Origin of the sequence: Corynebacterium kutscheri (assembly GCF_000980835.1) — a bacterium.
GTDB lineage: Bacteria > Actinomycetota > Actinomycetes > Mycobacteriales > Mycobacteriaceae > Corynebacterium > Corynebacterium kutscheri.
On record NZ_CP011312.1, the window covers coordinates 1,454,542 to 1,478,618 of the forward strand.

At 44.7% G+C, this 24,077-nt stretch carries 21 protein-coding genes and 2 pseudogenes; 12 read left to right on the plus strand and 11 right to left on the minus strand.

Translation table 11 applies throughout. From position 1 onward, the window contains the following. The first annotated feature begins 47 nt into the window (after positions 1–47). From UL82_RS11415 to UL82_RS11545, 4 genes are all read left to right on the plus strand, one after another. A complete protein-coding gene (locus UL82_RS11415) occupies positions 48–1,394 on the plus strand; it encodes an exonuclease domain-containing protein (RefSeq protein WP_046439862.1) in 1,347 nt (448 codons plus the stop codon). A 144-nt stretch (positions 1,395–1,538) separates the two neighbouring features. Beyond that, positions 1,539–2,162, plus strand: a complete 624-nt coding sequence (locus tag UL82_RS10635) for a hypothetical protein (protein ID WP_052735902.1) — start codon at positions 1,539–1,541, stop codon at positions 2,160–2,162. A 28-nt stretch (positions 2,163–2,190) separates the two neighbouring features. Continuing rightward, positions 2,191–3,204: a GTP pyrophosphokinase gene (locus UL82_RS06680; protein WP_046439864.1), complete on the plus strand. Its 1,014-nt coding sequence runs from the start codon at positions 2,191–2,193 to the stop codon at positions 3,202–3,204. Positions 3,205–3,308: 104 nt separating this feature from the next. Next, entirely contained in the window at positions 3,309–3,434 is a 126-nt protein-coding gene (locus UL82_RS11545; RefSeq protein ID WP_269078383.1) for a hypothetical protein, read from the plus strand. 62 nt (positions 3,435–3,496) lie between these two features. Here the strand turns inward: UL82_RS11545 and UL82_RS06685 are convergent, their stop codons facing one another. From UL82_RS06685 to ilvA, 4 genes are read right to left on the minus strand one after another with little or no spacing between them, the layout of a single operon-like run. Next, positions 3,497–3,883, minus strand: coding sequence for an RNA-binding S4 domain-containing protein (locus tag UL82_RS06685; RefSeq protein WP_046439865.1), 387 nt, complete (start codon positions 3,881–3,883; stop codon positions 3,497–3,499). After that, positions 3,883–4,116 carry a hypothetical protein gene (locus UL82_RS06690; protein ID WP_046439867.1) on the minus strand — a complete coding sequence of 78 codons (234 nt, stop codon included), beginning with the start codon at positions 4,114–4,116 and terminating at the stop codon, positions 3,883–3,885. The genes UL82_RS06685 and UL82_RS06690 overlap by 1 nt, the downstream gene beginning before the upstream one ends. 20 nt (positions 4,117–4,136) lie before the next feature. Continuing rightward, positions 4,137–4,778, minus strand: coding sequence for a YigZ family protein (locus tag UL82_RS06695; protein WP_046439870.1), 642 nt, complete (start codon positions 4,776–4,778; stop codon positions 4,137–4,139). 22 nt (positions 4,779–4,800) lie between these two features. Further along, the gene (gene ilvA, locus UL82_RS06700) at positions 4,801–6,096 is read right to left on the minus strand and encodes a threonine ammonia-lyase IlvA (protein WP_046439872.1); all 1,296 of its coding nucleotides are present in this window, start codon (positions 6,094–6,096) and stop codon (positions 4,801–4,803) included. Between the two features lie 242 nt (positions 6,097–6,338). Here ilvA and UL82_RS11640 point away from each other — a divergent pair. The 4 genes and pseudogenes from UL82_RS11640 to UL82_RS06710 form a co-directional block, all read left to right on the plus strand. Next, positions 6,339–6,434, plus strand: a pseudogene (locus UL82_RS11640) (ATP-binding cassette domain-containing protein); the annotation flags it as partial. A 45-nt stretch (positions 6,435–6,479) separates the two neighbouring features. After that, complete coding sequence (locus tag UL82_RS11170; protein ID WP_158407828.1) at positions 6,480–6,617, plus strand: hypothetical protein; 138 nt, start codon at positions 6,480–6,482, stop codon at positions 6,615–6,617. Between the two features lie 228 nt (positions 6,618–6,845). Then, positions 6,846–7,418 (plus strand): hypothetical protein, encoded by a 573-nt coding sequence (locus tag UL82_RS06705; protein WP_046439873.1) that lies wholly within the window; start codon positions 6,846–6,848, stop codon positions 7,416–7,418. A 1,011-nt stretch (positions 7,419–8,429) separates the two neighbouring features. Further along, complete coding sequence (locus UL82_RS06710) at positions 8,430–8,720, plus strand: hypothetical protein (protein ID WP_046439875.1); 291 nt, start codon at positions 8,430–8,432, stop codon at positions 8,718–8,720. A 67-nt stretch (positions 8,721–8,787) separates the two neighbouring features. Here the strand turns inward: UL82_RS06710 and dnaE are convergent, their stop codons facing one another. Then, entirely contained in the window at positions 8,788–12,348 is a 3,561-nt protein-coding gene (gene dnaE, locus UL82_RS06715) for a DNA polymerase III subunit alpha (RefSeq protein WP_046439877.1), read from the minus strand. Positions 12,349–12,444: 96 nt separating this feature from the next. On the opposite strand from dnaE, the gene rarD reads away from it, so the two are divergent. Then, positions 12,445–13,311: an EamA family transporter RarD gene (gene rarD / locus UL82_RS06720; RefSeq protein WP_046439879.1), complete on the plus strand. Its 867-nt coding sequence runs from the start codon at positions 12,445–12,447 to the stop codon at positions 13,309–13,311. A gap of 236 nt (positions 13,312–13,547) precedes the next feature. Next, entirely contained in the window at positions 13,548–13,979 is a 432-nt protein-coding gene (locus UL82_RS06725) for a MepB family protein (protein WP_046441316.1), read from the plus strand. 119 nt (positions 13,980–14,098) lie between these two features. Here the strand turns inward: UL82_RS06725 and UL82_RS06730 are convergent, their stop codons facing one another. Genes UL82_RS06730 through lspA form a run of 3 tightly spaced genes read right to left on the minus strand, consistent with a single transcriptional unit; the run spans position 14,099 to position 16,081 of the window. Further along, positions 14,099–14,668 carry a hypothetical protein gene (locus UL82_RS06730; RefSeq protein ID WP_046439881.1) on the minus strand — a complete coding sequence of 190 codons (570 nt, stop codon included), beginning with the start codon at positions 14,666–14,668 and terminating at the stop codon, positions 14,099–14,101. Continuing rightward, positions 14,668–15,555: an RluA family pseudouridine synthase gene (locus UL82_RS06735; protein WP_046441318.1), complete on the minus strand. Its 888-nt coding sequence runs from the start codon at positions 15,553–15,555 to the stop codon at positions 14,668–14,670. The genes UL82_RS06730 and UL82_RS06735 overlap by 1 nt, the downstream gene beginning before the upstream one ends. A gap of 28 nt (positions 15,556–15,583) precedes the next feature. Further along, positions 15,584–16,081, minus strand: coding sequence for a signal peptidase II (lspA, locus tag UL82_RS06740; RefSeq protein ID WP_395921664.1), 498 nt, complete (start codon positions 16,079–16,081; stop codon positions 15,584–15,586). A gap of 69 nt (positions 16,082–16,150) precedes the next feature. Here lspA and UL82_RS06745 point away from each other — a divergent pair, with 69 nt between their 5' ends. Continuing rightward, positions 16,151–17,056 carry a hypothetical protein gene (locus UL82_RS06745; RefSeq protein ID WP_046439884.1) on the plus strand — a complete coding sequence of 302 codons (906 nt, stop codon included), beginning with the start codon at positions 16,151–16,153 and terminating at the stop codon, positions 17,054–17,056. 91 nt (positions 17,057–17,147) lie between these two features. On the opposite strand, the pseudogene UL82_RS06750 reads toward UL82_RS06745, so the two are convergent. Beyond that, positions 17,148–17,642 (minus strand): annotated as a pseudogene (locus tag UL82_RS06750) (hypothetical protein); the annotation flags it as partial. A gap of 263 nt (positions 17,643–17,905) precedes the next feature. On the opposite strand from UL82_RS06750, the gene UL82_RS06755 reads away from it, so the two are divergent. Continuing rightward, the gene (locus UL82_RS06755) at positions 17,906–18,847 is read left to right on the plus strand and encodes an asparaginase (RefSeq protein ID WP_046439886.1); all 942 of its coding nucleotides are present in this window, start codon (positions 17,906–17,908) and stop codon (positions 18,845–18,847) included. Between the two features lie 57 nt (positions 18,848–18,904). On the opposite strand, the gene UL82_RS06760 is transcribed toward UL82_RS06755, so the two are convergent. Together UL82_RS06760 and ileS are read right to left on the minus strand one after the other, a co-directional pair. Next, on the minus strand, positions 18,905–20,326 hold the full coding sequence (locus UL82_RS06760; protein ID WP_046439887.1) for a DNA polymerase IV: 1,422 nt from the start codon (positions 20,324–20,326) through the stop codon (positions 18,905–18,907). Positions 20,327–20,804: 478 nt separating this feature from the next. Then, a complete protein-coding gene (gene ileS / locus UL82_RS06765; RefSeq protein WP_046439889.1) occupies positions 20,805–23,945 on the minus strand; it encodes an isoleucine--tRNA ligase in 3,141 nt (1,046 codons plus the stop codon). Positions 23,946–24,077 lie beyond the last annotated feature (132 nt).

Consider the following 24,077-nt stretch of genomic DNA (forward strand, 5'->3'; position numbering starts at 1 on the left):
TAAGGAGGCGGTCCTTGCATCGCCTCCTTTTGTTTGAAAAGGACACCATGGCTGCAATAATCCCAATTAATGGCGGTGATGTGAGCATTACTGCACAATCAATTGATTTCCATCCCACGGAACTTAGTGCTGCGCTTGGGACTTTTTCGCAGTTTCCCCTATCACTTCCTACCACACAGATCACTAGGGTAAGCGTTCTTCAAGAACCTACCGCTTATCTATCTGGGCAGGTTCTTCTACACGGCACTGATATCACCGTAAGTTTTGCACCTAACTTCGATAACGAGCAAAGAAAGTTCGTCGAAACGCTCAGTGCTGTTTTACGCGGTGAGCTAGTCAGAGAACAATCTATTGAGCATCTTGACTTTGTTGCTATTGATGTTGAGACAACCAATTCCGATTGGGGTTCCATTTGCCAAATTGGTGTCGTGCGCTTTATTGGTGGTACAGAAGTAGCTGCTCAACAGTGGCTATGTAAACCACCAGCAAAAGTCAATACTTTTGATGAGTTCAATATCGGTATTCATGGGATTCAGGCTGAAGATGTTAGCCAGGCACCAGAATTTCAGGAAATTTTTGCTGAGGTAACAGAATTCATTGGTTTACTACCAGTAATTGCACATAATGCTCAATTTGATATGACTGCGCTTTCGCGGGCAACGATGTTTAGTAATATAGCTGCCCCAGCATTAACTTTTAGCTGCACGCTCACACTAGCGCGCAGTATGAAACTACCCATAGCCAACCATAAACTGCCTACTGTTGCTGGGCACTTTAAAGTTAAGCTTGCTCAGCACCATGATGCACTTGCCGATGCTCGGGCATGCGGAGAAATTATGGTAGCTTTGGCATCATCAGCTGCTATATCTGGTTCACTTGAAGAAATCACTAAAACACTAGGTTTTTCCATGGGTACAATCAATGGCACCACGGTCTACCCAGTATTAAAACGCACAACAACGTTAAGCTTTGTCAAGGATTCTGCTGCAGCCACAATCGGTAACACACAAGAAGCAACAACAGAAAAGCAATCAAACAAAAAAGCCCGTACTGCACGTTGGGCTAAAGCTGCTGTACCAGAGGTTATTCCCGAACCCAATCTTAATGCCGATCCTACTAATGAACTTTTTGGGCACAATGTCACTCTCACTGGTGACTTCGCCCCCTTTGATAAAGGCGAGATTTGGGAAAAAATTGCCAACCACGGTGCTACGATCGGCAAAAATGTCACTAAAAAGACCACTATCTTAATACTCGGCCAATGGGACTCAATCACTTCTAAACAAAAGAAAGCAGAAGAATACATCGCCAAGGGACAATCCATTGATATGTGGTCACAAGAAAAACTTTATGAGGTTCTTGGCCTCGAGGTTGAACTGACCCCGCCGTTTTAAACAATCATCTTTTTACCAAAGCCCCCTTACTAACCCTGTAAGGGGGTAATTTCATAATATTTTGTCGAGCAGCGGCAAGATTAGGGTCAAAAATACGTCTAGTACTCTGTGACGGCTCTTTTCACCACACAGAAAGAAAATACTATGACATATCCAGTTCTTCGCTCAGTCGATAAAGAATTCACGCTACGTCTGCATAAAACTCTGCCACCTAGATACCGAGATGAATCTGGCTCTGGTTATTGCACGATTGGTCTTTCGGAACAACTCGATGCTGCTATTGTTTGCGATAGCACTCCGCTGAGCAATAGCGATGTTGCTCGATTAGGTTATTTACCTCGCACTCTGTGGGATCAGGCGGCGCAAACGATGCTTCGTCGGGCCTATATTCCAGGTGGTATCGCAGTTGATATTCGTGATTCTTTCTATCTCACCCGCTTAGCTACCCCTGGTTTACAGGTTGCGGTTCCAGGCGCACCTATTTCTGCTTGGCTGGCACATCCCCAAACATTTCATCTGTTATACCAGCATCTACATTCTTTGCTTGGTTCGGCCCCAAAATTCTTTTTACCACGTGAAAATATTCTTATTGCCCTACGCGTAGAAGATAACGCCACCTCACTTATTCACTGGGGACATAATGAATACCGCAATTTATTATGTCCAGAACTCGTGTATTACTCCTGTGGTTTTCCAGTGCATAACGCACCATTCGGTTATGGTGAAGAGCTTAACCCTATAGCTCTTAATAATCGGAAAATCGCTTAGCACGAACTAGTACGGTACAACTATATTCATGCCCGATAAAAATGCTATCGCTTCATTGCATGCGCGCTATACACGCTTTCTCAGCGCTCATCCGCACTGCTCCGATGACTTTGTCGATGCCATCGAAGATGTACTCGGTGATGCCGGTTTAACCTACGATCGAGTTACTGCTCGAGTAAAAGAATGGCCGTCGTTAAAAATAAAAGCCCGAAAACGACGTCCCGCAGGCGAGTTAATCTACCCCGATCCATGGAACGATATCCACGATATTATCGGGGTAAGAATTACTACTTTTCATTCCACAGAGATTCCACATATTATCTCCGCGCTCACGGATATGTTTATCCTACGCCGCAGTATGGATAAAACTGCCCAAACACAAATTGCGGGTGCATTTGGTTATGGTTCGCACCACCTCATTTTGGAAATATCCGATCAACTTTCCTCATTAGCTACCTATCAAGGTCGTATTTTTGAAGTACAAATCCGTACCGTACTTCAACATGCCTGGGCAGAGTTTGAACACGATATTCGCTATAAACGTCAACATGATTCACTTGATCCTAGAGTTGATCGTGCTTTTACCCTTGCAGCAGGATTAATCGAACTTGCAGATCAGCAATTTGATACCATCGCGGCAATCCAAAATACTTCTTTAACCAAAGATACCGTTGACAATGTCCATTTAAGTGCAGAAACTTTACCAGGGATCATTGCTATGATCACCGGACCGAGTATCCCACAGTCACGCACTGAAAATTATCGTTGGCTTGAAGAACTTCTTCTTGCGCATAAGATAACCACAGTTGCCGCTTTACGCGAACTTCTAGATGAACACGATGTACAAGCATGTAAACGAGCACTAAATTACCAATTCCAGCCTGGACATATTCGAATTATCGACGATTTACTTTTAAGAAAGTTTGGGCAAAAGCATATTGATTTAACTGGAGCAACTGGAAAATATCCCGTTCAGCGTACTCCCCGTTTGCAACAACGCCTCGCTCTTATGAAAAATGCCGATATCCTCGATAGCGCATAGCTTGAGAAAAAATTACGTCATTTTCTGTTGTTAAGGTGTACACGCACTACTTAAGCAGGTAGCCTTGATTGGGTTAACTACTCTACACAGAAGGAATACACGCCATGTCTTCGATTTCTGACTTTCCAGCCCTTGCTGATTTTATCCATGTCTGGGCGCTAAGCATCGCAGACTTCTTCCGTCCATTTGGTATTAATTTTCCACCAGCTCATTGGGGGCTTCATTCCTAAAACTATAAAAGAAGTTGGTCTTTTCTATTACTTGCTGAAAAGACCAACTTCTTGATGTTTACTTATTTTCTTTTTCCTTGTAATCGATCGAGTTCTCGGCGTTCCTTTTTTGTTGGTCGCCCGGTTCCTCGATCTCTACGTGGCATCGAAGCCAAAATTTCTTTTGGTGGCGGTGGTGGCGAATGATCAATATAGCAGCTACGCGCAATAGCGGCTCCGACTCGTTTAGAGATAGTAGAAACCACCTCAACATCATATTCCCGGTGATCCACCCATACTCGAACCCGATCTCCAGGAGCTATTCTTTGCGAAGGCTTGACCGCATTATTATTAAGTTTAATGTGCCCAGCCTTACACGCAGCAGCAGCCTGGGTACGGGTCTTGGTAAGACGAATTGCCCATACCCAAGCGTCGATACGCACTGGTTCCGTAAAAAGTGATTCCTGCATTAATACTGGTCGCGATGGTTGATAATCTTTTTAACCTTATTGGAATAGTGAAGCCCACCGGCAACAGCGATAACCAAACCTAAAATAAACAATCCCCAGCTACTAGCAAGCAACCCTAGAGTAATGCCACCAACTACTCCACCAATAACCGATATTGTGGCATTGCGACTATAAACTCGAACATCTTGTTTACGTTTTTCAATAGCGTTGATAGGTGATCTTTGCATACTCATAGTTGTAAATCATAGCTACTTTATGAAAGCTCCACCCAATCAATTCCTGCTGCAACCAGTCTAGGCTCTGCTCTAGTCAAGGAGGCAACCAGCGCCGCAAGCTCAGTTTTGCCACCTGGATCAACTGCCAACGTAAAATAAACCCGCTCTAAATATTGCGTATCGACGATCGCTACCTTATGCGCACGCAGGTCAGCTTCAATTCTTCCAGCATCTGCGTGAGTAAAAGAAACAATATAAAGCTCTTTTTTATGCCGTTCTACTGTTTTTACCTGTGCTAAACAGCTACCCACCGATTCTGAATAGGCATGCACCAAACCACCAGCACCAAGTTTAGTACCACCAAAATAACGCACTGTCACAGCAACAATGTCCTGGTAACCACTGCCGCGCAGCATATCAAGCATTGGAATCCCTGCAGTACCAGAGGGTTCCCCATCATCATTCGAGCGGTGTACAGCTTGCGCTCCATCAACATGGTAAATATAGGCACTGCAATGATGTCTGGCATCCGGATAACTCCGCTTAAGCTCGGAAATAAAGGCCCGTGCTTGTTCTTCAGTTTCTGCCCGACGGATAAAACATAAAAACTTTGACCGCTTTATCTCCAACTCGGCAAAAAATTCCACATCGGCAATCGGACGACAATACCAGTGATCCATGAACCTGCCTCCGAGTTAGCACCTAGTTGCGTACCAAATAGCTATATTCAGCGCTTTCTGGCTCTAATCGACGGCAATCAATGCGCGATGATGCCATACGCTCTAACAACCCAGATAAATCCTGTGCTCGTCCTAATTGCAGCCCGACTAATGCTGTTCCTATTTCTCGATTATTACGCTTGAGATACTCGAATAAGGTGATGTCATCATCTGGGCCTAGAATCTCAGTAAGGAAAGTACGCAGCTGGCCGGGTTCCTGGGGAAAATTCACCAAAAAATAATGTTTTAATCCACGGTGAACTAAAGACCGTTCCATAATCTCGGAATAACGTAGTACGTCATTATTACCGCCAGAAATCACACACACAACAACTTCATTATCTGCGAAATTCAACTCACGAAGCCCAGCAACGCTTAGTGCTCCGGCCGGCTCAGTAATAATTCCCTCATTTTGATACAGATCTAGCATCTCGGTACACACAGATCCCTCAGAAACCACCATGGGATGTATTCTGCCTAGATTAGCTTCAACAATTGCGTAGTTAATATCACCCAAACGCGCTACTGCTGCCCCATCGACAAAAGGATCCACACTGGCAAGCGTAACTGGTTGCTTAGCCGTTAATGCTTCACGCAAACTAGGAGCACCGGCTGGTTCTACCCCGACAACAGCAGTTGCTGGGGTCATATCCGCAAGGTAGCTAACGATGCCGGAAATCAATCCGCCGCCGCCGACAGGAACAACAATACGATCAAGTGATTTACCCATGGTAGTTAACTGCGACAAAACCTCTGCTGCAATGGTGCCTTGTCCAGTGATCGTATTGAGATCATTAAACGGTTCCACCATAGTGGCACCAGTTTCTTGTGCATATGTGCGTGCTGCGGCAGCAGCCTCATCAAAATTTGCGCCAGTTACTACTAGTTCAACTCGATCGCCACCATGAACTTTAATACGATCACGTTTTTGTTTCGGGGTTGCCGCAGGAACATATATCCGCCCGTCGATACCCATGGTACGACAAGCAAATGCAACACCTTGAGCATGGTTTCCAGCGCTAGCAGCAACAATACCCGCTGCTCGATCGGCATCTTTTAGTTGAGCAATAGCATTGACTGCACCGCGAATTTTATAAGAACGTACCCCTTGTAAATCCTCGCGCTTAAGGTAAACCTGTGCGCCGCTAAGCTCTGATAGCCGGGGACAAAACTGAAGTGGAGTTGGCTCAATATAGGCAGAAATTCGTGCCTGAGCCGCTTGAATATCAGCTGCTCGGACAACAAAGGAAGAAGAAACACTGTCTGCCATGGTAGTCATGACGTTTAAGTTTAATACTTTAAGAGCAGTTGACTACAAGTTATTGTTCTACCGTTAATCACCAAAAGAAGAATCTATACCCTGAATCATTGGCGGTCTCATGCTAAGAGGGCATACAGCGAAACAATTTATTGCCCCGAAAACTTGGTAAGTTTTAAGGTGTAAAGCATATGAGAAATAACCTTCTTCTCTATGCTCTCTTTATTTTTATAACTAACTAAAATTAGGTACGCATGATAAGTGGCTTACTTGGAGTCAATGGCTCTGGAAAAACAACACATCTACTAGAGCTTCATCGAATCAAGCCAGGTAGTTTTTTGCCCGACTATCCTACTATTCCTACCGATTTAACTGCATTCGAATTACTGTGACGAGTAGGAAAAATGAAGCGTATTGATAACGCTGAACAACGCGCCAAGCAATTGTGCTCAACCTTGATGATCGATGGTGGTTTTGACCGCCCCATTTCCACCTATTCAGCAGGAAACTATAAAAAGCCGCAATTGCAACCTTATTATTAGAACGTCCTGAGCGTTTATATCTCGATGAACCCTTAGAAACTGTTTATGTTATTTCACGGGAAATTCTTATGGATATATTTCAATCTATGAGTAAGTCAGGTACACATATATCAATATCTACCCAAGATATCTTACTCAGTATGCGCTTTGATCATATAAAAGTATTTTCTCACCTTAACATTGTTATGGAAGGAACCCCGGAAAAGTGCTCGGTAAAAATCCCATGGAATGATTTCTCGAATTATCCAAGGTAACACTACAACCAAACCTATTACCATGGCTTATATAGTGTTACCGGTGTTACTCCGAGCAAGATACGGGCGTCATGCAGACCGTCTAGAGCGGATTGCAGAATTTGGTTTCTTAATCACAATGCTGGTGATTATTGGCGCTCCAAATATTTCAACCATTTTATGGCCATATACGCTAGCCTCCGGGACAGCCATGATAGCTATCACCGTACAAACATTAGTCTCGCACTGGCAGGTATGGGCTAGTCCGCCGATTGCAACTCCCCGGTGGATGCTCTACCGAGATTTTAGTCTTGCCTGTCTCATTAGCGGACCTGGCCTATTGACCACGCTATACGCAATTTTTTCCAAGAATTTTATCGTTCTTCTGCCCACACTAATAATTGTGGTTTTACTGCCAATCATTTATTCACAATTTAATTTTCATAGAAAATCTCGTATTCGACATAGAACTCCCCGTCTATCAGGAATGGGTGCTCTCATTGAATTAAAGACACTACGAAACCATGTGCTCTTACACAGTATTGCCTATGGCAATATTATTTCTTAGCGCTAGTTTTCTTTTAAAAACAAGCTTGGCTTATTTCTTGAGTCCTAGTGCCTGGTTTTTGCTGGGTTATCATTCGGACAAGTTATTTTCTTAATTTATCAAGAACGAGAAGACATACCGAGCTTCTTTCTACGAAAAATAACAGGCCTGCCAGAAATTTCCGGATATTTGTATTTCCTGCTTCCATCGCTTATCTGCATAATTGTCAGTATTATCCTAGAAAAATCAATTCTCTTTTTAATTCCCTATCTCTTCACCATCGGCGCCTGCTATACATGTGGCAAAAAACTACGCATTGTTCCTGCGGCGCACACGGTTTCAAGGTTTAAAACACCGGGTTCTACACCGACTATTCTGCTGGATTTTCTAGTTCAAATTGGACTTTTGTTCTTATGGTAGTCAATAACTTTTATCTGTCTTGCAGCCACCAGCTTATTTCTTAGCTGATAAATAGCTAACTAAGACGGGCACACGCACGATCGTTGTGTATTAGATCAGCTCTTCCTACATGAAAATATCCTGCCACTAGCAATGGAAATGTCAATGATCTTTCTACAAGAACCGGAATCATAATTTCATATACTTAATGTGACTTTTATTCTTCAATATTTTTGAAGAATAAAATAATTTCTCGCGTATTGGATATATGCCAGGAAACATGAACTACCTTGCAAAAAGGTCATCGACTAACTCATATTTCTTTACGATATGCAGCAGCTAATATAGTTGCTAACAACTTAGCTTCAGCGCACTTAACACACTGGTGTTTCCCCTCAACACAGTACAGATCGTAACGCGCATCTATCCATTCGTCACTGCATGTAAAATATGTGCTAGATCACTAAAATCTGTGGTCTGTGATTTTAAACCTGGTGTGCTGTAATATAACGTCTGCGAAATGGTAAAGCTATTTCCATTCCTCATCAAATAGATGCCAAGCCATTAGCTCATACCGCGTTGTATGTCTTTAAAGCTTGTACCCACCACCAATAATTTTAGAAATATCACACCATGAAACTCTCTACATCTCTTGTAGCAATTGCCGCTAGTACAGCACTAGCAAGCGGGTTTACAACCGTTTCCCCTGCACTAGCTGTCAATAATTCTGTAGTAAACCAAGTCACAACCACCACTGAAGAAAAAGGCAGCTCCCTTAGCGAGCTATTAACTAGCGATAATCTACAAATGTTCGGTGCAATTATGGGCGTTGCAGCAGCTATTGTTAGCTTAATTTTGGCTCTTATTAAATACGTACCAGGTGTTAGAGTCAGCATCGAAAATGCATTAGGCCTCTTTAGCTAACTTATTTTTAGTCTGACATAAGCGGGTCTTTTATCAAGAAGGTAAAAGACCCGCTTTCATTGATGGGTTAACCTAAAATTCCCATACCCATGGTTGCTTTAAGATCCCCCATTAAACTAGCAGTGCGATTAACTCGCAAGTGTTCCCCGAGGATCATCATTGTGGACTCATCGCCATTGACCAAATTCAGGTATACATCTGACTCGCCTTTATTATCCAGCAAAACTTGTTTTAGCTTTGCCAAATTTGACATAGTGCATTGTTCAGTACGCATGGTCAAACGTAATGGTAGCCCAGCACCATTTCCTGGCCCTAAATCAGGTACTTTTAGGTCATCGCAAAACAGACTCATCCGATCATCACGGATCGAAACATGTGCCTTAGCTAAAATAATGTTGTCTTCTACAATCTGTGAGCCAACAATGGCATAAATCTTATTAAAGACTAATAATTCCACCGAAGCACCATGGTGGTCTTCGATAGTAACAATTGCCCATGGCGAGCCATCTTTTTTAGAGAAACGACGATCAACGCCAGAGATAATTCCACCGATTTGTACCTCAGTTCCATGTTTGAGCTCACCGCTAAGAATCGTCGTTAATTGAGTATCTGTTTGAGCATCAATGGCTTCCTCGAACCCATCAAGTGGATGACCGGAAACATATAATCCCAACATTTCCCGTTCTAGAGCAAGCTTATGTTTTTTATCCCACTCATCCTCAGGAATAGCAATTGCAAAAGCATGAGTAGCCGCATCGTCTTGTCCGCCTAGGGCTGCAAATAAATCGAATTGTCCCTTATCAGCTGCCTTTTTAGTCATAATGACCGCATCTATTGCTTCCTCATGGATAAGCATTAATGCTTTGCGCGGATGGTGCAGTGAATCAAATGCGCCTGCTTTAATCAAAGATTCAGTAACTCGCTTATTGCAGGCCACAGTATCAATCTTGTCCAAGTAGTCCGAGAAGTCTTTAAATAAGCCTTTTTCCTCCCGGGTTTTCACAATCGAAGCAACCACATCTTCGCCAACATTGCGCACCGCACCTAGACCAAAACGAATATCGGTTCCTACTGGCAAGAAGTTATAGGCTGACTCGTTAACATCTGGAGAAAGCACCGAAATACCTAAATGACGGCAATCAGCAAGATAAATAGCTGATTTATCCTTCCTATCTGCTACTGAAGTAAGTAGCGCAGCTAAGTATTCTGCGGTGTAGTTAGCTTTAAGAAACGCCGTCCAATAACTAACCAAACCATAACCAGCAGCATGAGATTTGTTAAACGCATACGATGCGAATGGCTCAATGGTGCCCCACAATGCATCAACGGCTTCTTTAGAATACCCGTTAGCAAACATGCCTTCCGAGAACTTTTTATATTCTTTCGCAAGTACTTCGGGTTTTTTCTTACCCATAGCTTTACGGAAGCCATCGGCCTCACCAGCTGTATAATTAGCTAATTTTCGAGAGATCTCCATGATCTGCTCTTGGTACACGATCAAACCATAGGTTTCAGCCAGAATCTCCTTCAATGGTTCTTCTAACTCTGGGTGGATCGGCTCAATTGCTTTACGTCCATTTTTACGATCGGCATAGTCCCAGTGTGCGTTCACACCCATTGGTCCTGGACGGTATAAAGCCAAAGACGCAACAATATCGTTAAACCCAGTTGGCTGCATACGTTTTAGTAGCTCCTGCATACCACCGGAGTCCAACTGGAAAACGCCAAGAGTATCGCCACGAGAAAGCAGCTCATATACCTTTGGATTATCCGTCGTTAAGCTTTCTAAATCTAGTTCTTCGCCTCGGTTAATCTTAATATTTTCTAAACAATCACCAATCACGGTGAGGTTGCGCAAGCCCAAAAAGTCCATTTTCAATAGACCAATTGCCTCACACGCAGGATAAGGCCAACCGGTAATCAACGCCCCATCTTGGGCACGCTTCCACATCGGAATACACTCTAAAAGAGGTACCCGTGCCATAATCACAGCGCATGCATGCACCCCGGCTTGACGCACCACGCCTTCTAAACCACGGGCGGTGTCATAAATCTTGCGCACATCAGGATCAGTCTCAATCAAAGACCGTACTTCGCCTGCTTCACCATAACGAGGGTGTTCTGGATTAGTGATACCCGATAATGGAATATCCTTTGCCATAATCGCTGGCGGTAATGCCTTGGTAATTCGGTCAGCAATCTGATAGCCGGGCTGGCCATATTGCACACGGGCAGAATCTTTAAGTGCCTGCTTTGTTTTCACCGTACCGAACGTAATTACCTGGGCGATCTTGTCTTCACCCCACCGCTGAGCTGCATATCGAATCATTTCTGAACGACGACGATCGTCAAAGTCAATATCAATATCCGGTGCCGAAGGACGTTCTGGGTTCAAAAACCTCTCAAAAAGTAGACCGTGCTCAATAGGATCAATATTAGTAATGGTTAACGCATAGGCCACTAATGCACCGGCAGCAGAACCACGACCAGGGCCTACTCGAATACCAATGGAACGGGCATGTTTAATCAACTCTGCGACGATCAAGAAATAGGACGGATAGCCTTTAAGATCAATCACATTGATCTCAAACTCAGCACGCTCAATGTACTCTCTAGGCACTTCTTTGCCAGGAAAGCGCTCTTGTAAACCTGCCATCACCTCATGGTGTAGCCAAGTAGTTGGGGTATAGCCTTCTGGAACATCAGCAATTGGCATTCGATCATGAGTATGTTCTGCCCATACTTCAGAATAATCCTGCACTCGCTCGGCAACCCACAAAGTGTTATCACAACCGTCAGGCACTAGATCGTCCCATAGCTCGCGCATCTGCGCGGCAGTTTTAACGTAGTATCCCGAACCGTCAAATTTAAAGCGATCAGGATCGCTCATGGTTTTTCCGGTTTGCACACACAACATAGCCTCATGTGATTGTGCCTGCGACTCCAGCACATAGTGGCAGTCATTGGTAACCAGTGGCGGCAAATCAAGTTTGCGACCAATCTCTAATAATTCACTGCGTACCCTGGTCTCAATATCGAGACCATGATCCATCAACTCAAGGAAATAATTATCCTTGCCGTAGATGTCTTGCCACATAGCAGCTGCTTCTAAAGCTTGATCAAATTGCCCTAAGCGGAGACGAGTCTGCACATCACCCGAAGGGCAACCAGTAGTAGCGATAATTCCAGTCGCATGTTCAGCAATAAGCTCAGCGTCCATGCGCGGCCACTTACCTAATTGTCCCTCATAGCTTGCCATGGAGGATAAATAGAAAAGATTATGCAGTCCTTCAACATTTTCAGCCAACATGGTCTGATGTAAATAAGCACCAGAAGCCGACACATCGTCGCTTTTTTGCGAAGGATCTCCCCAACGCACACGCTGTTTATTAAAGCGTGATTCCGGGGCTAAATAGGCTTCGATACCGATAATTGGTTTTACTCCGGCATCTTTCATTGCCCGATAGAAGGCATCAGAACCATACATATTTCCGTGATCAGTAACCCCCACAGCGGGCATGCCTTGTCTGACCACTTCCTCTGCCAACATATCTACTTTCGCCATCCCATCAAGCATGGAGTACTCAGTATGATTATGCAGATGGACAAAGGAAGATTTTTTCGCCATGTGACACACTCTAATTAAGAGTGTCCCACTTAGCTAACCCCCTGTGTATCTGCTCTGGTTAGAGCTCTAAGCAGAGTACGAGTAGCATTAGTAATCATGTTTTATGGCGTTGCCGCTTATCTTTTATGGGGGATTTTTCCCGCTTTCTTCCCGCTACTTGAACCAGCCAGCCCCCTGGAAATTATTGCGCATCGCATCATATGGACTGCCGTTTTCATGTCCGTCGTACTGAGCTTGCGTAAAAAATGGCCAGAATTACGCGCAATAGGTATCCAACAATGGGTTCGGCTAGGCATTGCCAGCGCTTTCATTGCGGCTAACTGGTTACTCTATGTCGCAGCAGTTAACTCTGCACATATCACTGATGCTGCCCTAGGTTATTTTATTAATCCGCTTATCAACGTTTTATTAGGTGTTATCTTCCTTCATGAACGTCTGCGCCCATTACAAAAGGTTTCAGTGTTTATTGCTGCTGGTGCTGTTTTATATCTCACCATTATTGGCGGACAACCACCATATATTGGTCTCGGATTAGCACTTAGCTTTGGACTCTACGGTTTGATGAAAAAACAGGTCACTATTTCTGCCGAGGCTTCATTAACTGCAGAAACCCTTGTGCTTTCGCCACTGGCTTTGCTTTACCTCATAGTATTGGAACGATCTGGCTCAGGAACCTTCTTCAACAATGGAACTAGCCATATAGTATTGCTCATTAGTGCTGGTCTCGTCACTGCTATCCCACTACTTCTTTTTGGTATGGCAACCAAGTTCCTTTCCTTATCGACGATTGGCATGCTGCAATATAGCACGCCAACCATGCAAATGGCCTGGGCGCTTCTTATTACCCATGAACATCTTGCGAAGGAAAATTGGATCGGTTTTATTATCATTTGGATTTCGGTAGCAATTTATATTACTGATCTTCTGCGCAGCCGAACCACGAAAAAGTCTATTCCTGCTTAGTTCTAGCGCTACTAGTAACACCTCAACCAAAAAGGTATTCAGCTATTTTATTTTCCCCTACTATTGGAATCAAAAATATTAAACCACTACCCCTCTTAGCAGCGAGAATAACCGTCATAAGTATCACAGGTAAATAAACTTCTCTGCTTGTTCCAGATAGAAAGACCGCTAGAAAAACACATATTATGAATGAAAAACGAAATCAGCCAGAGCAAGCTAACAACAAGAAACTCCACCTGAATTTCCCAAGTTTCGCACGCTATGCAGCCATAAAAGGTCTAGATTTCCTTGTCACGCCCGAGGAACAAAATAGTGACTACCAATCTGGGATTGCCGAAATTGATAGCACTCAGTGGCATATACGTAGCGCACGTACCACTTTGAATAAAAAAGGTGCTTTTGTCGCTTTTTGGACCAGGGATAAAGCTAAGAAAACTGTTCCTTTTGATATGCACAACGCGCTAGGAGGCTTGTTGGTATTCGTGGAGCAGGAAAACCATCGAGGAGTGTTCACTTTTACTACTCAATACCTTGATCGCTTAGCCATTATCTCAGGGAAACACCCCGGTAAACGCGGTTTTCGGGTTTATCCAAGTTGGTGTACTGATTTAAATCCCCAGGCTAGCGCTACTCAGCGCGCTCAGGCACCTGCTTTTAGCCTTTATTGAGCATTTCTTTTGCTCTGCCGATCATCCTAAGCCATAAATTCCGTGTCCTATAAACGTCGTTAGGTATAGATTTTTATAGCGCCTCAGCTAGTAAAAAATATTTTCGATAATGATCAATTTCAATTGTTGAGTGAGTGAATTTCATCGCGAATTACCTGCCGAATACCAAACGCACCCCATACGGCATTACTAGGTAGCACTTCGATAGATTCAACCCCTGGTACTACTGCCAATTCCCGCAGATTATCTCCGGTATCATAAACAATAACTGCCTCAATAAACTCAGGTGCATTCACCATTGCTAGTTGGGTTGCTAGTACATCAGCTCGTGATGTACCAACTGTTGGTTCCGGTAATGCGATCGCTGTTGTTGCTACCGGTAGCGCAGCGTCGACACGCTCAAGCGAAATAGTTTCTAGAATTCTTCCTGCTACCGAAGGAGTAATTGCGTGGTTAAAGATGACCAAAGCAAAAGCTTTTTCTTCAGCCTCTACTAAACTTTTCGACGCTCGCTGTAAATATTCAGCCTGAGTTTCAGAGGTATCACGGCCCAAAGTATCCCCATTAATACTCATAGGCTGCGAACGGATATCGGAATTTCTAGCCAACACCACTGCCACTAGCAAGCCAAGGGTACACATAAGCGCGATAACAATACGCGCTCTATCTACCCCATCAAAGCTGCGCATCAATTACCCATCCGCAAAACATCAAGCGCGTGTTGTAGGTCTGGCGGATACGGTGAAGTAATCTCCATCCATCGTCCATCAGCTGGATGGTGGAACCCTAGGTTTACTGCATGTAGCCATTGGCGATCAAGACCTAATCGCTGAGATAATGCTGGATCTGAACCATACATCGGATCACCACAGCATGGGTGATGTAATGCCGACATATGTACCCGGATTTGATGTGTACGTCCGGTCTCTAAATGGATGTTCAGCAAGGAAGCTTCTACAAAGGCTTCTAAAGTTTCATAATGGGTAACCGCATGCTTTCCATCCTGGGTAACCGCAAACCTCCATCCTGATGATGGGTGCCGACCAATGGGAGACTCAATTGTTCCCTGCAACGGATCCATATGTCCTTGTACCAAAGCGTGGTAGTTCTTAGTAACAGTACGCTCTTTAAAGGCTCGTTTTAGTACCGAATAACCTCGCTCGCTTGCTGCTACCACCATCACACCAGAAGTACCTACATCTAAGCGTTGCACAATGCCTTTACGCTCTGGTGGCCCAGAGGTAGAGATACGAAAACCCGCTGCAGCTAAACCACCTACGACGGTTGGCCCTGTCCAACCAACGGTGGGGTGAGCAGCAACCCCCACTGGCTTGTTAATCGCAATGACATCTTCGTCAGCGTAAAGAATATCCATGCCCTCTACAAGCTCTTCCTTGGCTGCAAGAAGCATTTCTTCTGATTCCGGTAGGGTTACTTCTAGCCAACTATCAGCGATAAGTCGATCAGATTTGCTTACCGGATGTGCATTAACAAGTACATCTCCTTTGTGTGCTAAGTCAGCAGCAACAGTACGCGAGATACCTAGCAATTTAGATAGACCTGCATCAACGCGCATGCCGGCTAGACCTTCTGGTACCGGAAAACTACGCTGCTCGCGCACGACGTTCCTCCTTAACAATCGCAATGATAAACACAATTACTCCACAAGTAATTGCGGCATCTGCAATATTAAACACAGCAAAAGATCCTACTGAGATGTAATCAACAACATGTCCAAAAAAGAAACCGGGTTGTCTAAAAAGTCGATCAATAAGATTACCCAGGGCACCGCCAGCAATAAGCGCCAGGGCTACCGCCGACCACATATCTGTTACTTTGCGTGCATACACAATAACGGCCAGCACAAAACCAATCTGAATTGTTGTAAATAGCCAGGTGGAATTTTCACCCAAAGAAAATGCTGCGCCAGGATTAAACAAAAGACGCAATCGAAACCAGTGACCAATGAGATAGATCGGCTCATCTGCCAAAATATTCAGCATAAGAGCTTTCACTAGTTGATCAAGAGCCGCGACTATAACAATAATCGCCGCCATAATACCTACGAAACTCTTGTTTATACTCCTATCAGTAACTACCACGATGACTATCTTTCCAAAATCCCCCACCAAACTTCCAACTGGCGGAAAAAATTAGTTAAGGTAGGCGATGTGAAAAAATCACTTCTCGCCCTTATATTTTCCACCACTATAGTGTTATCTGCCTGCATAGAAACCGATGCGCCTACTCAGGTAGAACAAACCGTTGGCGCAGAAGTCGATGCTCCACGTGTAACCCTCATTGAAGCAGGTAATAATCCTCGTGTATGGGAATATAACGACATCGGTAACACTAGCAATAACGCCCAGAAGCTAAACCTGGATATTGCCGAAGGTCTTAACCAAGAAACTCGTCAATCGGACTCCGCAGATAGCACACCTACCCCTGCCGAGGTATATACCTTAAGCGTACCCATCGAAGCCAAAACTATTGAGTCAGATTCTGGTACTCGATCCGTTACATTATCTTTAGGCGAAGCAGAATATGACGATCCTCGTTTTGCCAATGATATTGCCACTATTACTGGTTTTCATTTCGGTTGGTTTGCTGATCACTCAGGAAAAATTTCTTCGGTCAACTTGGCTGCTCCAACTAATGCCAGCGATTATGGGCGGAGTTTAAGCGAACAATTTCTTACGAAATTAATACCTGCCCAAGTAGTCTTTCCTACCGAAGCAGTTGGTCTTGGTGGATCGTGGACAGTAGCTGCTCGTGTTGCCGGCGATAGCACTCTATTACAAAACACTACTTATACAATTACTGCTATCGACGGAGATCAGGTTTCCCTTGACGTCGATATTGCTCAGCGACCAGCACTAGGGGCACTTACTGCAGAAGATGGCACTACTCTTAAAGTGCTTAATGCTCAAACCACAAGCAATAGTTCTTTAGTGGTGGATATCAATCAGCCACTACCAGTTTCTGGAATGCTTAACTACACCACTCGTGTTATCTACGGCGATGAGGCGAGCAATATTCGGGTACTGCAAGACACAACCACCCGCATTTCTTATTAGCCCTCAGCCATAAAAACTGCACCGCAGCGAAACAATTATCCCGGTACGGTGCAATATTAAAATGCGATATATGGTCTAGGTTTTACCCCTGGCACATCGCTGGAACTTGTTCTGGGGTCACAGTATTTTCAATCAAAGTACATGCCCATGATTGCGATAGCTTCCACGTACCATCTTCAAACACAAACTCAACATTTTCTGCTGGGCTTGGCTCACTGTCTGGCAGGGTCACATTCACAGTTGCTAGTACCGAATCTGGTGTGTACCCCGGCAGAATAGGAGGAACCACCTGGAACTCGGCACCAGAATCAATTTTCGCCTGGGTCATAACGTCAAAAAGCTCTGGTGCAGTTTCACCACCTTGAACTGTAGTAACTTTTTGTTCAACTGGAATATTAGGATCTGCCGCAGTAGCAAGAACTGCATTTAATTCTTCCGCAGTAGGAAGATTTGATGGTGCTGGTGAATTCTCTGCGACGGAGGTTGTTGCTGCGCTTGAGGTCGTATTCTCAGTAGCACCATCGCTAGAGCACGCAGCTAAAGCAAAGACGGCTGCGGCAGCTGCAACAAGGCGGTGAAGCTTCACGATTTTGTCTCCTTCATATCTGTGAACACGTCCACTAATTCAAATAATCCAAATTAGGGCGGTTCTGACTGTACCAGCCTAGCCATAAAGACATAAGGATGCTCTGTCTGTATGACTAATTCAGACTATTCTCACATCCCTTTTTCACTGATACTTTGAATTACTCAATTATTTATATATCGCACACTTATTAGCAAATTTTGCAACTGCTTAAGTATTTAAGTTCTGCGCCTATTAGCCAACCACCGACTATGGTTAGTTACATGACTACGCCTACTGCACCAGCAGGAAAAATTATCGTACTAACTACCGGTGGCACTATTTCATGCACCGTTGGCCCTCATGGCGCACTCATCCCCACAGTTTCCGGGGCAGAATTACTTGCACCGATCCAAGAGCGTTTTAAAGATCAGCTAACTATTGAAGTTATCGAACTTCACCGTCTTGATTCTTCTTCAATGACTTTTTCCGATATTGACGAAATAGTTAAGGCAGCTCATCAAGCCCTTCAAGACCCAGAGGTACTCGGGGTGGTAGTAACCCATGGCACCGACAGCATGGAGGAAACCGCCATTGCACTAGACACCTTCCACACGGATTCCCGACCAATTGTGCTTACCGGCGCACAAAAACCACATGATCACCCACAAGCAGATGGACCCACCAACCTTTTTGAGGCCATAGTTGTTGCTGCTGATAGCTCTGCTCGTGATATTGGCGTACTTATTGTCTTTGGCCGGGCAGTATTACCGGCTCGTGGTGTAACCAAATGGCATACCACTGATGAACTGGCCTTTGGCACTAATGCTCCCGAAGAGCCACTACGTGCCGATCCAGTAGCAGTTACTTCCCTAGCTAATACTCGAATTGATATTATTCCCGGATTCCCTGGCGCACCACGAACTTTTATCGACGCTGCTATAGCGGCTCACACACAAGGAATTGTCGTTGAGGCTATGGGATCAGGAAATGTAGGCACTGAGCTCGGCATTGCCCTAGGCCAAGCGCTTGATCAAGGCATTCCGGTCGTTATCTCTACTCGCGTCCCCCGTGGGGAGATCAGTGGCACCTATGGTGGCGCTGGTGGCGGAGCAACACTTGCCGCAAAAGGCGCGGTTGGCACAACATATTTCCGCGCCGGGCAGGCACGTGTCTTGCTTGCTATTGCAGTAGCAAGTGGTGTGCACCCTATGACGTTATTTTAGTTTTTAGCTACGCTGCTGCCTTAGTTAATCTGAGTAAGCTCTGTACTACGAGGTATTTTAAAAGTCTTCGTTCTCCTCTAAATAGTTATCCGAACTTAAATCCCAATCCAGGCTGATAAGTGGGTCAGCCTGGCTAAGCTGAGGATCGTTAGCATCAAAGGTACGAACAATGCTTTGCGTGGTACTACGTGTTTCAAATCGAACCGTTATTTTGCCGTGTCCCACACCTTGAATCCAACCATGTCCATAATCTTCATGGTGCACATCTTGAGTGGGATACCACCCACTGAGTACTTCAGGCAGTTCCGCTTGAGTATCAATAGTCGTTGGCAGAACAGAAAGCTGTACCTGTGATTGCACACCTACTTCAAAATCAGAAGAATCATTGGTCTTTTCTTTAACCGATGCTAACCACTCAATATCGGAAAATAACATGCCTTGACGTGCTATTTCCAAACCTGAGTAGCTTACCCCCACCAAGCGAATAGGACCGACCTCACCGGGATAGCGCACTAACTGTTTAGCAATAAGCGACAAAACTGTTACATCATCGGTGGCGTAAGGCAAGGTCATCGAACGGGACTGGATACGAAAGTCTGCTGTTTTCAGTTTCACAGTTACAGTTCGCGCACCGCGACCATCTTTTAATAAACGTCGATGGGCTTTTTCCGCTTCACGTTGAATAGCTATATCGACCTGGGAACGCACAATAAGATCTTTAGGATAGGTGCGTTCTGAGCTAATTTGTTTAGCGATTGCGCGAGGTTCTACTACCCGATCATCTATTCCTCGTGCCATAAGCCAAAGAGGTTTGCCGATTGTCACCCCTAAACTAATTTCGACTTCCTTCTCGCTCATTTTCGCAAGATCACCGATAGTTTCCACCCCAAGCTGATTGAGCTTTTTCTTAGTCACTGCCCCCACACCCCATAATTGCCCTACCGGCAATGGGTAAATAAGTTCTTCATGTTTATCTGGTGAACAAACAAATACCCCGTTGGGTTTCGCTAACTCTGAACCGATTTTTGCAAATTGTTTTCCAGAACCTGCCCCTATTGAAGCAGGCAACCCAGCTTCCTGATAAATAACGGCACGCAACTCCTCTGCCCAAGTACGTACCTCTTCTTCAGAAGCACCTACGAGTACCTCTGGTTCAAGAAAGCCCTCATCAATTGATATTTTTTCTACAACCTCACTATAACGCTCAAGGATTTTAAAAATGCGTTTACTTGCTGCGGCATACACCGCATGCCGAGGTAGTACCGGCACTGCTTTAAAACCAACTAATGCTAACGCTTGATAGCTTGGCATGGCCGACTTCACCCCGTAGACGCGTGCCTCATAACTAGCTCCGGCAACAACACCGCGTCCATTCATGCCGCATACCAATACCGGGCGACCGCGTAAGGTTGGCCGGGTGAGCTGCTCTACGGATGTAAAAAATGCATCCATATCAATGTGTATAACCCAGCGCTGCATGCCACAATTATAGAACACCTGTGTGAAAATTAAGAATGGCGCTATCAACAATTTTCATAACAGATCGCCCGTTTAAGCTAGGGTTTTTACCTCAATATTGCGTTTTATATCAATTCATGAGGGCTTATTTCACACCAAAAAAATTTTTCCTTAAACCACACAAGCCGCCGTTTCCCCGCCAGAAAAGCTCTTAACCTGCGCAATTTTTTAATTTTAAACCTACTAACAGCACAACGTCCCTGTCCCCAGTACCTAAAAACATAGACCTATTGAGCCTAGTTCGGTTAGATTTTTATAATGCTTTTCGACGGTTATCTCACTTTCAAATATCAGATCATAAGCTCGTGAGTTTTCTACTAAGTTCAATCCGCTCACGTCGCAAAACATGTATAACTGATATGCTCGCTTGATAAATCAAGCGGGCATATCAGTGAAAAATTTATCTCAGCCTACCTCGGCATACAACGTCGAAATGCTACTAAGTGTTTTTAACCAAGCTAGCCTTCACATCATGAAGAACATCATGAAGATCTTCTGCTGGCATGTCAGTATATAACTCAAAAACAGTTGCTAGAACCTCGGTCGCAATAGCGTCCTTATGGGTATCTGCCCAGGCAAGCTTTTCTTCCGGAACATAAAGCTTAACGCTGATGCGATCGCTCACAGCAAAGCCTTCCGCCTTACGAGCATCCTGCAGGCCACGAATCACATCTGCTGCCCAGCCCTCAGCCTCAAGCTCTTCAGTTAAAGTCATATCAAGAACCACAATGCCTTCTACCCCATCAATCTGTTGGGTAGATTCCGGGTTAGCTGCAACAAGGCGCTCAGTATATTCTTCTGGCTTAAGTTCAATGCCATCAACAATCACGGTTTCACCAATCCGCTCATAGTTGCCAGCTTTCACTGCTTTGATAACCCGTTGCACATCTTTACCCAGTCGAGGTCCTGCTACTTTAGCATTAACCACCACCTCAAATTTGCCCACACTATCAACATCAGAGGTAAGAACAACATCTTTGACATTGACCTCATCTGCGATAATGCCCACAAATTGCGCTAAGCGCTCAGATTCTGGCACAGCCACCGTCAAACGAGGCAAAGGCAAACGGTTACGCAGTTTATGAGCTTTACGTACCGAGCTAGCTGCCGAACATACACCGCGAATCTCATCCATAGTGCGCACTAATTCAGCGTCGGCTGGGAAATCTTCTGGATCAGGGAAATCAGTCAAATGAACAGAACGCTCACCGGTAAGACCACGCCAAATTACTTCCGAGATCATTGGCAATAAAGGTGCGGTAACCCGAGTAAGGGTTTCCAAAACGGTATACAAAGTGTTAAATGCCTCTGGATATTGCTCATCGCCTGCCCAGAAACGCTCGCGCGAACGACGAACATACCAGTTGGTCAAAGCTTCACAGAACCAGCGCACTTCATCGCAGGCACGTGCTACATCGGTATCATCTAAATAGTTGCGAACCCGTGCCACCAAATCATGTAGCTTAGCCAGAATATAACGATCTAGTACGTCGGTTGAATCAACTGACCAAGTGGCTTTCTTTGCTGAGTACAGTTGTAGGAAGCTATATGCATTCCACATTGGCAATAACGCTTGACGCACACCTTCACGAATACCACGTTCGGTAACAATCAAGTTGCCACCACGTAAAATTGGTGAGCTCATCAAGAACCAGCGCATAGCATCCGAACCATCACGATCAAAGACCTCGTTCACATTCGGATAATTTCCCTTAGATTTACTCATCTTCAGTCCGTCATTGCCTAACACAATACCATGAGCAACAACTTTCTTAAATGCTGGGCGGTCAAAAAGTGCTACCGAAAGCACATGCAAAAGATAGAACCAACCACGAGTCTGACCGATATATTCCACAATAAAGTCTGCTGGTGCATGGGTATCAAACCAATCCTTATTCTCAAAAGGATAGTGCACCTGTGCAAACGGCATAGAACCAGAATCAAACCACACGTCTAGAACATCAGGCACACGGCGCATAGTAGATTGACCGGTTGGATCATCTGGGTTCGGCCGGGTGAGTTCATCAATATATGGCCGGTGCAGGCTGGTTGGGCGTACTCCAAAATCTCGTTCCAGCTCATCAAGTGAGCCATAAACATCAACGCGCGGATAGTTTTCATCATCAGAGACCCATACTGGAATAGGAGAACCCCAATAACGTGAACGCGAGATATTCCAATCGCGAGCGCCTTCTAGCCATTTGCCAAACTGTCCATCCCGGATATGCTCTGGCATCCACTCAATATCCTGATTAAGTTCCACCATTCGATCACGGATCGCAGTAACATTTACGAACCACGATGGCAATGCCATATAGATAAGTGGCTCACCAGAACGCCAGGAATGTGGATAAGAGTGTTCAATAGTCTGATGACGAACTACTCGACCAGCAGCCTTTAGATCCTTAATAATGTCCTTGTTAGCATCAAAGACTAGTTGTCCTTCATATTCTGGCACCAAAGAAGTAAATTTTCCGTCCATATCAACTGGGATAATGGTAGGAATGTCATACTTCTGACAGGTGTTCATATCGTCTTCACCAAAAGCAGGTGCTTGGTGGACAATACCGGTACCATCTTCTGTGGTGACATACTCTGCTTCTACAATTTGGAAAGCATTCTCTGTATCCGCAAAATAATCAAAAATCGGCTTGTAGGTAGCACCAGCTAACTCTTGACCACTAAAGGTACGTACGATCTCATAATCACCAAGTTCCTTGGCATAGGTGGCAACCAATGCCTCAGCTAGCAATACTTTCTTATCGACGATTGATTCTGCAGCGCCTTCACCAGTACGAACCAATGCGTAGCTAACAGTAGGGTTGACAGCAAGTGCTAAATTCGATGGCAATGTCCATGGTGTAGTTGTCCATGCCAAAGCTAGCGCACCGACCAACTCCGGGTTTCCGTCAATAATCGGGAAAGTGACAGTGAGCGTAGGATCCTGGCGCATCTTATAGGAATCGTCCAGGCGAGTTTCTTGGTTAGACAAAGGAGTATGTTCTGCCCAAGAATATGGCAATACTCGGAAACCTTGGTAGATCAATCCCTTATTGTAAAGCTCTTTAAATGCCCAAATGACTGATTCCATGTAGGTGATATCCATGGTCTTGTAACCATTTTCAAAATCAACCCACCGAGCTTGACGAGTAACATACTCTTCCCACTCCTTGGTGTATTTCAACACCGAGCTGGCACAGTACTCATTGAATTTGGCCAATCCCATGGCCTCAATCTCGCCTTTATCGCGAATACCTAGTTGTTTTTCCGCTTCTAATTCGGCAGGCAGACCGTGAGTATCCCAACCGAAAACACGTGGTACCCGGTAGCCACGCATTGTTTGAAAACGCGGCACAATATCTTTGACATAGCCAGTAAGAAGATGACCGTAGTGAGGCAACCCATTAGCAAAAGGTGGGCCATCATAAAAGACATAGTCTTTAGTACCATTTCGCTGGTCAATACTAGCTTGGAAGGTATTATCCTGCTCCCAATAGTCAAGCACCTGCTGTTCCATATCTGGGAACCGCGTGGAACCGCCAGTCATATCCACCTGTGGATAAAAACTACCAACAGACATGAAAAAATCTCCTTATACCTGCGAGTTTTAGCTTTCATTTAACTAGCTACTCAAGTGTTTAAGCAGCCATAACGCAGGGACGCCACCATAAAAAAGTAGGCGCGGTACCACCCTGCTTGAACTTTAAATGGT

What these genes read in the sequence shown, in the direction of transcription:
- ilvA (WP_046439872.1), bottom strand. Translation starts at nt 6,096, where the DNA reads ATGACTACCATGGCAGACAGTGTTTCTTCTTCCTTTGTTGTCCGAGCA.
- dnaE (WP_046439877.1), bottom strand. Translation starts at nt 12,348, where the DNA reads ATGGCGAAAAAATCTTCCTTTGTCCATCTGCATAATCATACTGAGTAC.
- UL82_RS06705 (WP_046439873.1), top strand. Translation starts at nt 6,846, where the DNA reads ATGATTTCTCGAATTATCCAAGGTAACACTACAACCAAACCTATTACC.
- UL82_RS06685 (WP_046439865.1), bottom strand. Translation starts at nt 3,883, where the DNA reads ATGCAGGAATCACTTTTTACGGAACCAGTGCGTATCGACGCTTGGGTA.
- UL82_RS11415 (WP_046439862.1), top strand. Translation starts at nt 48, where the DNA reads ATGGCTGCAATAATCCCAATTAATGGCGGTGATGTGAGCATTACTGCA.
- UL82_RS06735 (WP_046441318.1), bottom strand. Translation starts at nt 15,555, where the DNA reads ATGCGCGTTGATGCAGGTCTATCTAAATTGCTAGGTATCTCGCGTACT.
- UL82_RS06755 (WP_046439886.1), top strand. Translation starts at nt 17,906, where the DNA reads ATGACTACGCCTACTGCACCAGCAGGAAAAATTATCGTACTAACTACC.
- UL82_RS10635 (WP_052735902.1), top strand. Translation starts at nt 1,539, where the DNA reads ATGACATATCCAGTTCTTCGCTCAGTCGATAAAGAATTCACGCTACGT.
- UL82_RS06710 (WP_046439875.1), top strand. Translation starts at nt 8,430, where the DNA reads ATGAAACTCTCTACATCTCTTGTAGCAATTGCCGCTAGTACAGCACTA.
- UL82_RS11170 (WP_158407828.1), top strand. Translation starts at nt 6,480, where the DNA reads ATGAAGCGTATTGATAACGCTGAACAACGCGCCAAGCAATTGTGCTCA.
- UL82_RS06690 (WP_046439867.1), bottom strand. Translation starts at nt 4,116, where the DNA reads ATGAGTATGCAAAGATCACCTATCAACGCTATTGAAAAACGTAAACAA.
- UL82_RS06680 (WP_046439864.1), top strand. Translation starts at nt 2,191, where the DNA reads ATGCCCGATAAAAATGCTATCGCTTCATTGCATGCGCGCTATACACGC.
- UL82_RS11545 (WP_269078383.1), top strand. Translation starts at nt 3,309, where the DNA reads ATGTCTTCGATTTCTGACTTTCCAGCCCTTGCTGATTTTATCCATGTC.
- UL82_RS06695 (WP_046439870.1), bottom strand. Translation starts at nt 4,778, where the DNA reads ATGGATCACTGGTATTGTCGTCCGATTGCCGATGTGGAATTTTTTGCC.
- UL82_RS06760 (WP_046439887.1), bottom strand. Translation starts at nt 20,326, where the DNA reads ATGCAGCGCTGGGTTATACACATTGATATGGATGCATTTTTTACATCC.
- rarD (WP_046439879.1), top strand. Translation starts at nt 12,445, where the DNA reads ATGTTTTATGGCGTTGCCGCTTATCTTTTATGGGGGATTTTTCCCGCT.
- ileS (WP_046439889.1), bottom strand. Translation starts at nt 23,945, where the DNA reads ATGTCTGTTGGTAGTTTTTATCCACAGGTGGATATGACTGGCGGTTCC.
- UL82_RS06730 (WP_046439881.1), bottom strand. Translation starts at nt 14,668, where the DNA reads ATGCGCAGCTTTGATGGGGTAGATAGAGCGCGTATTGTTATCGCGCTT.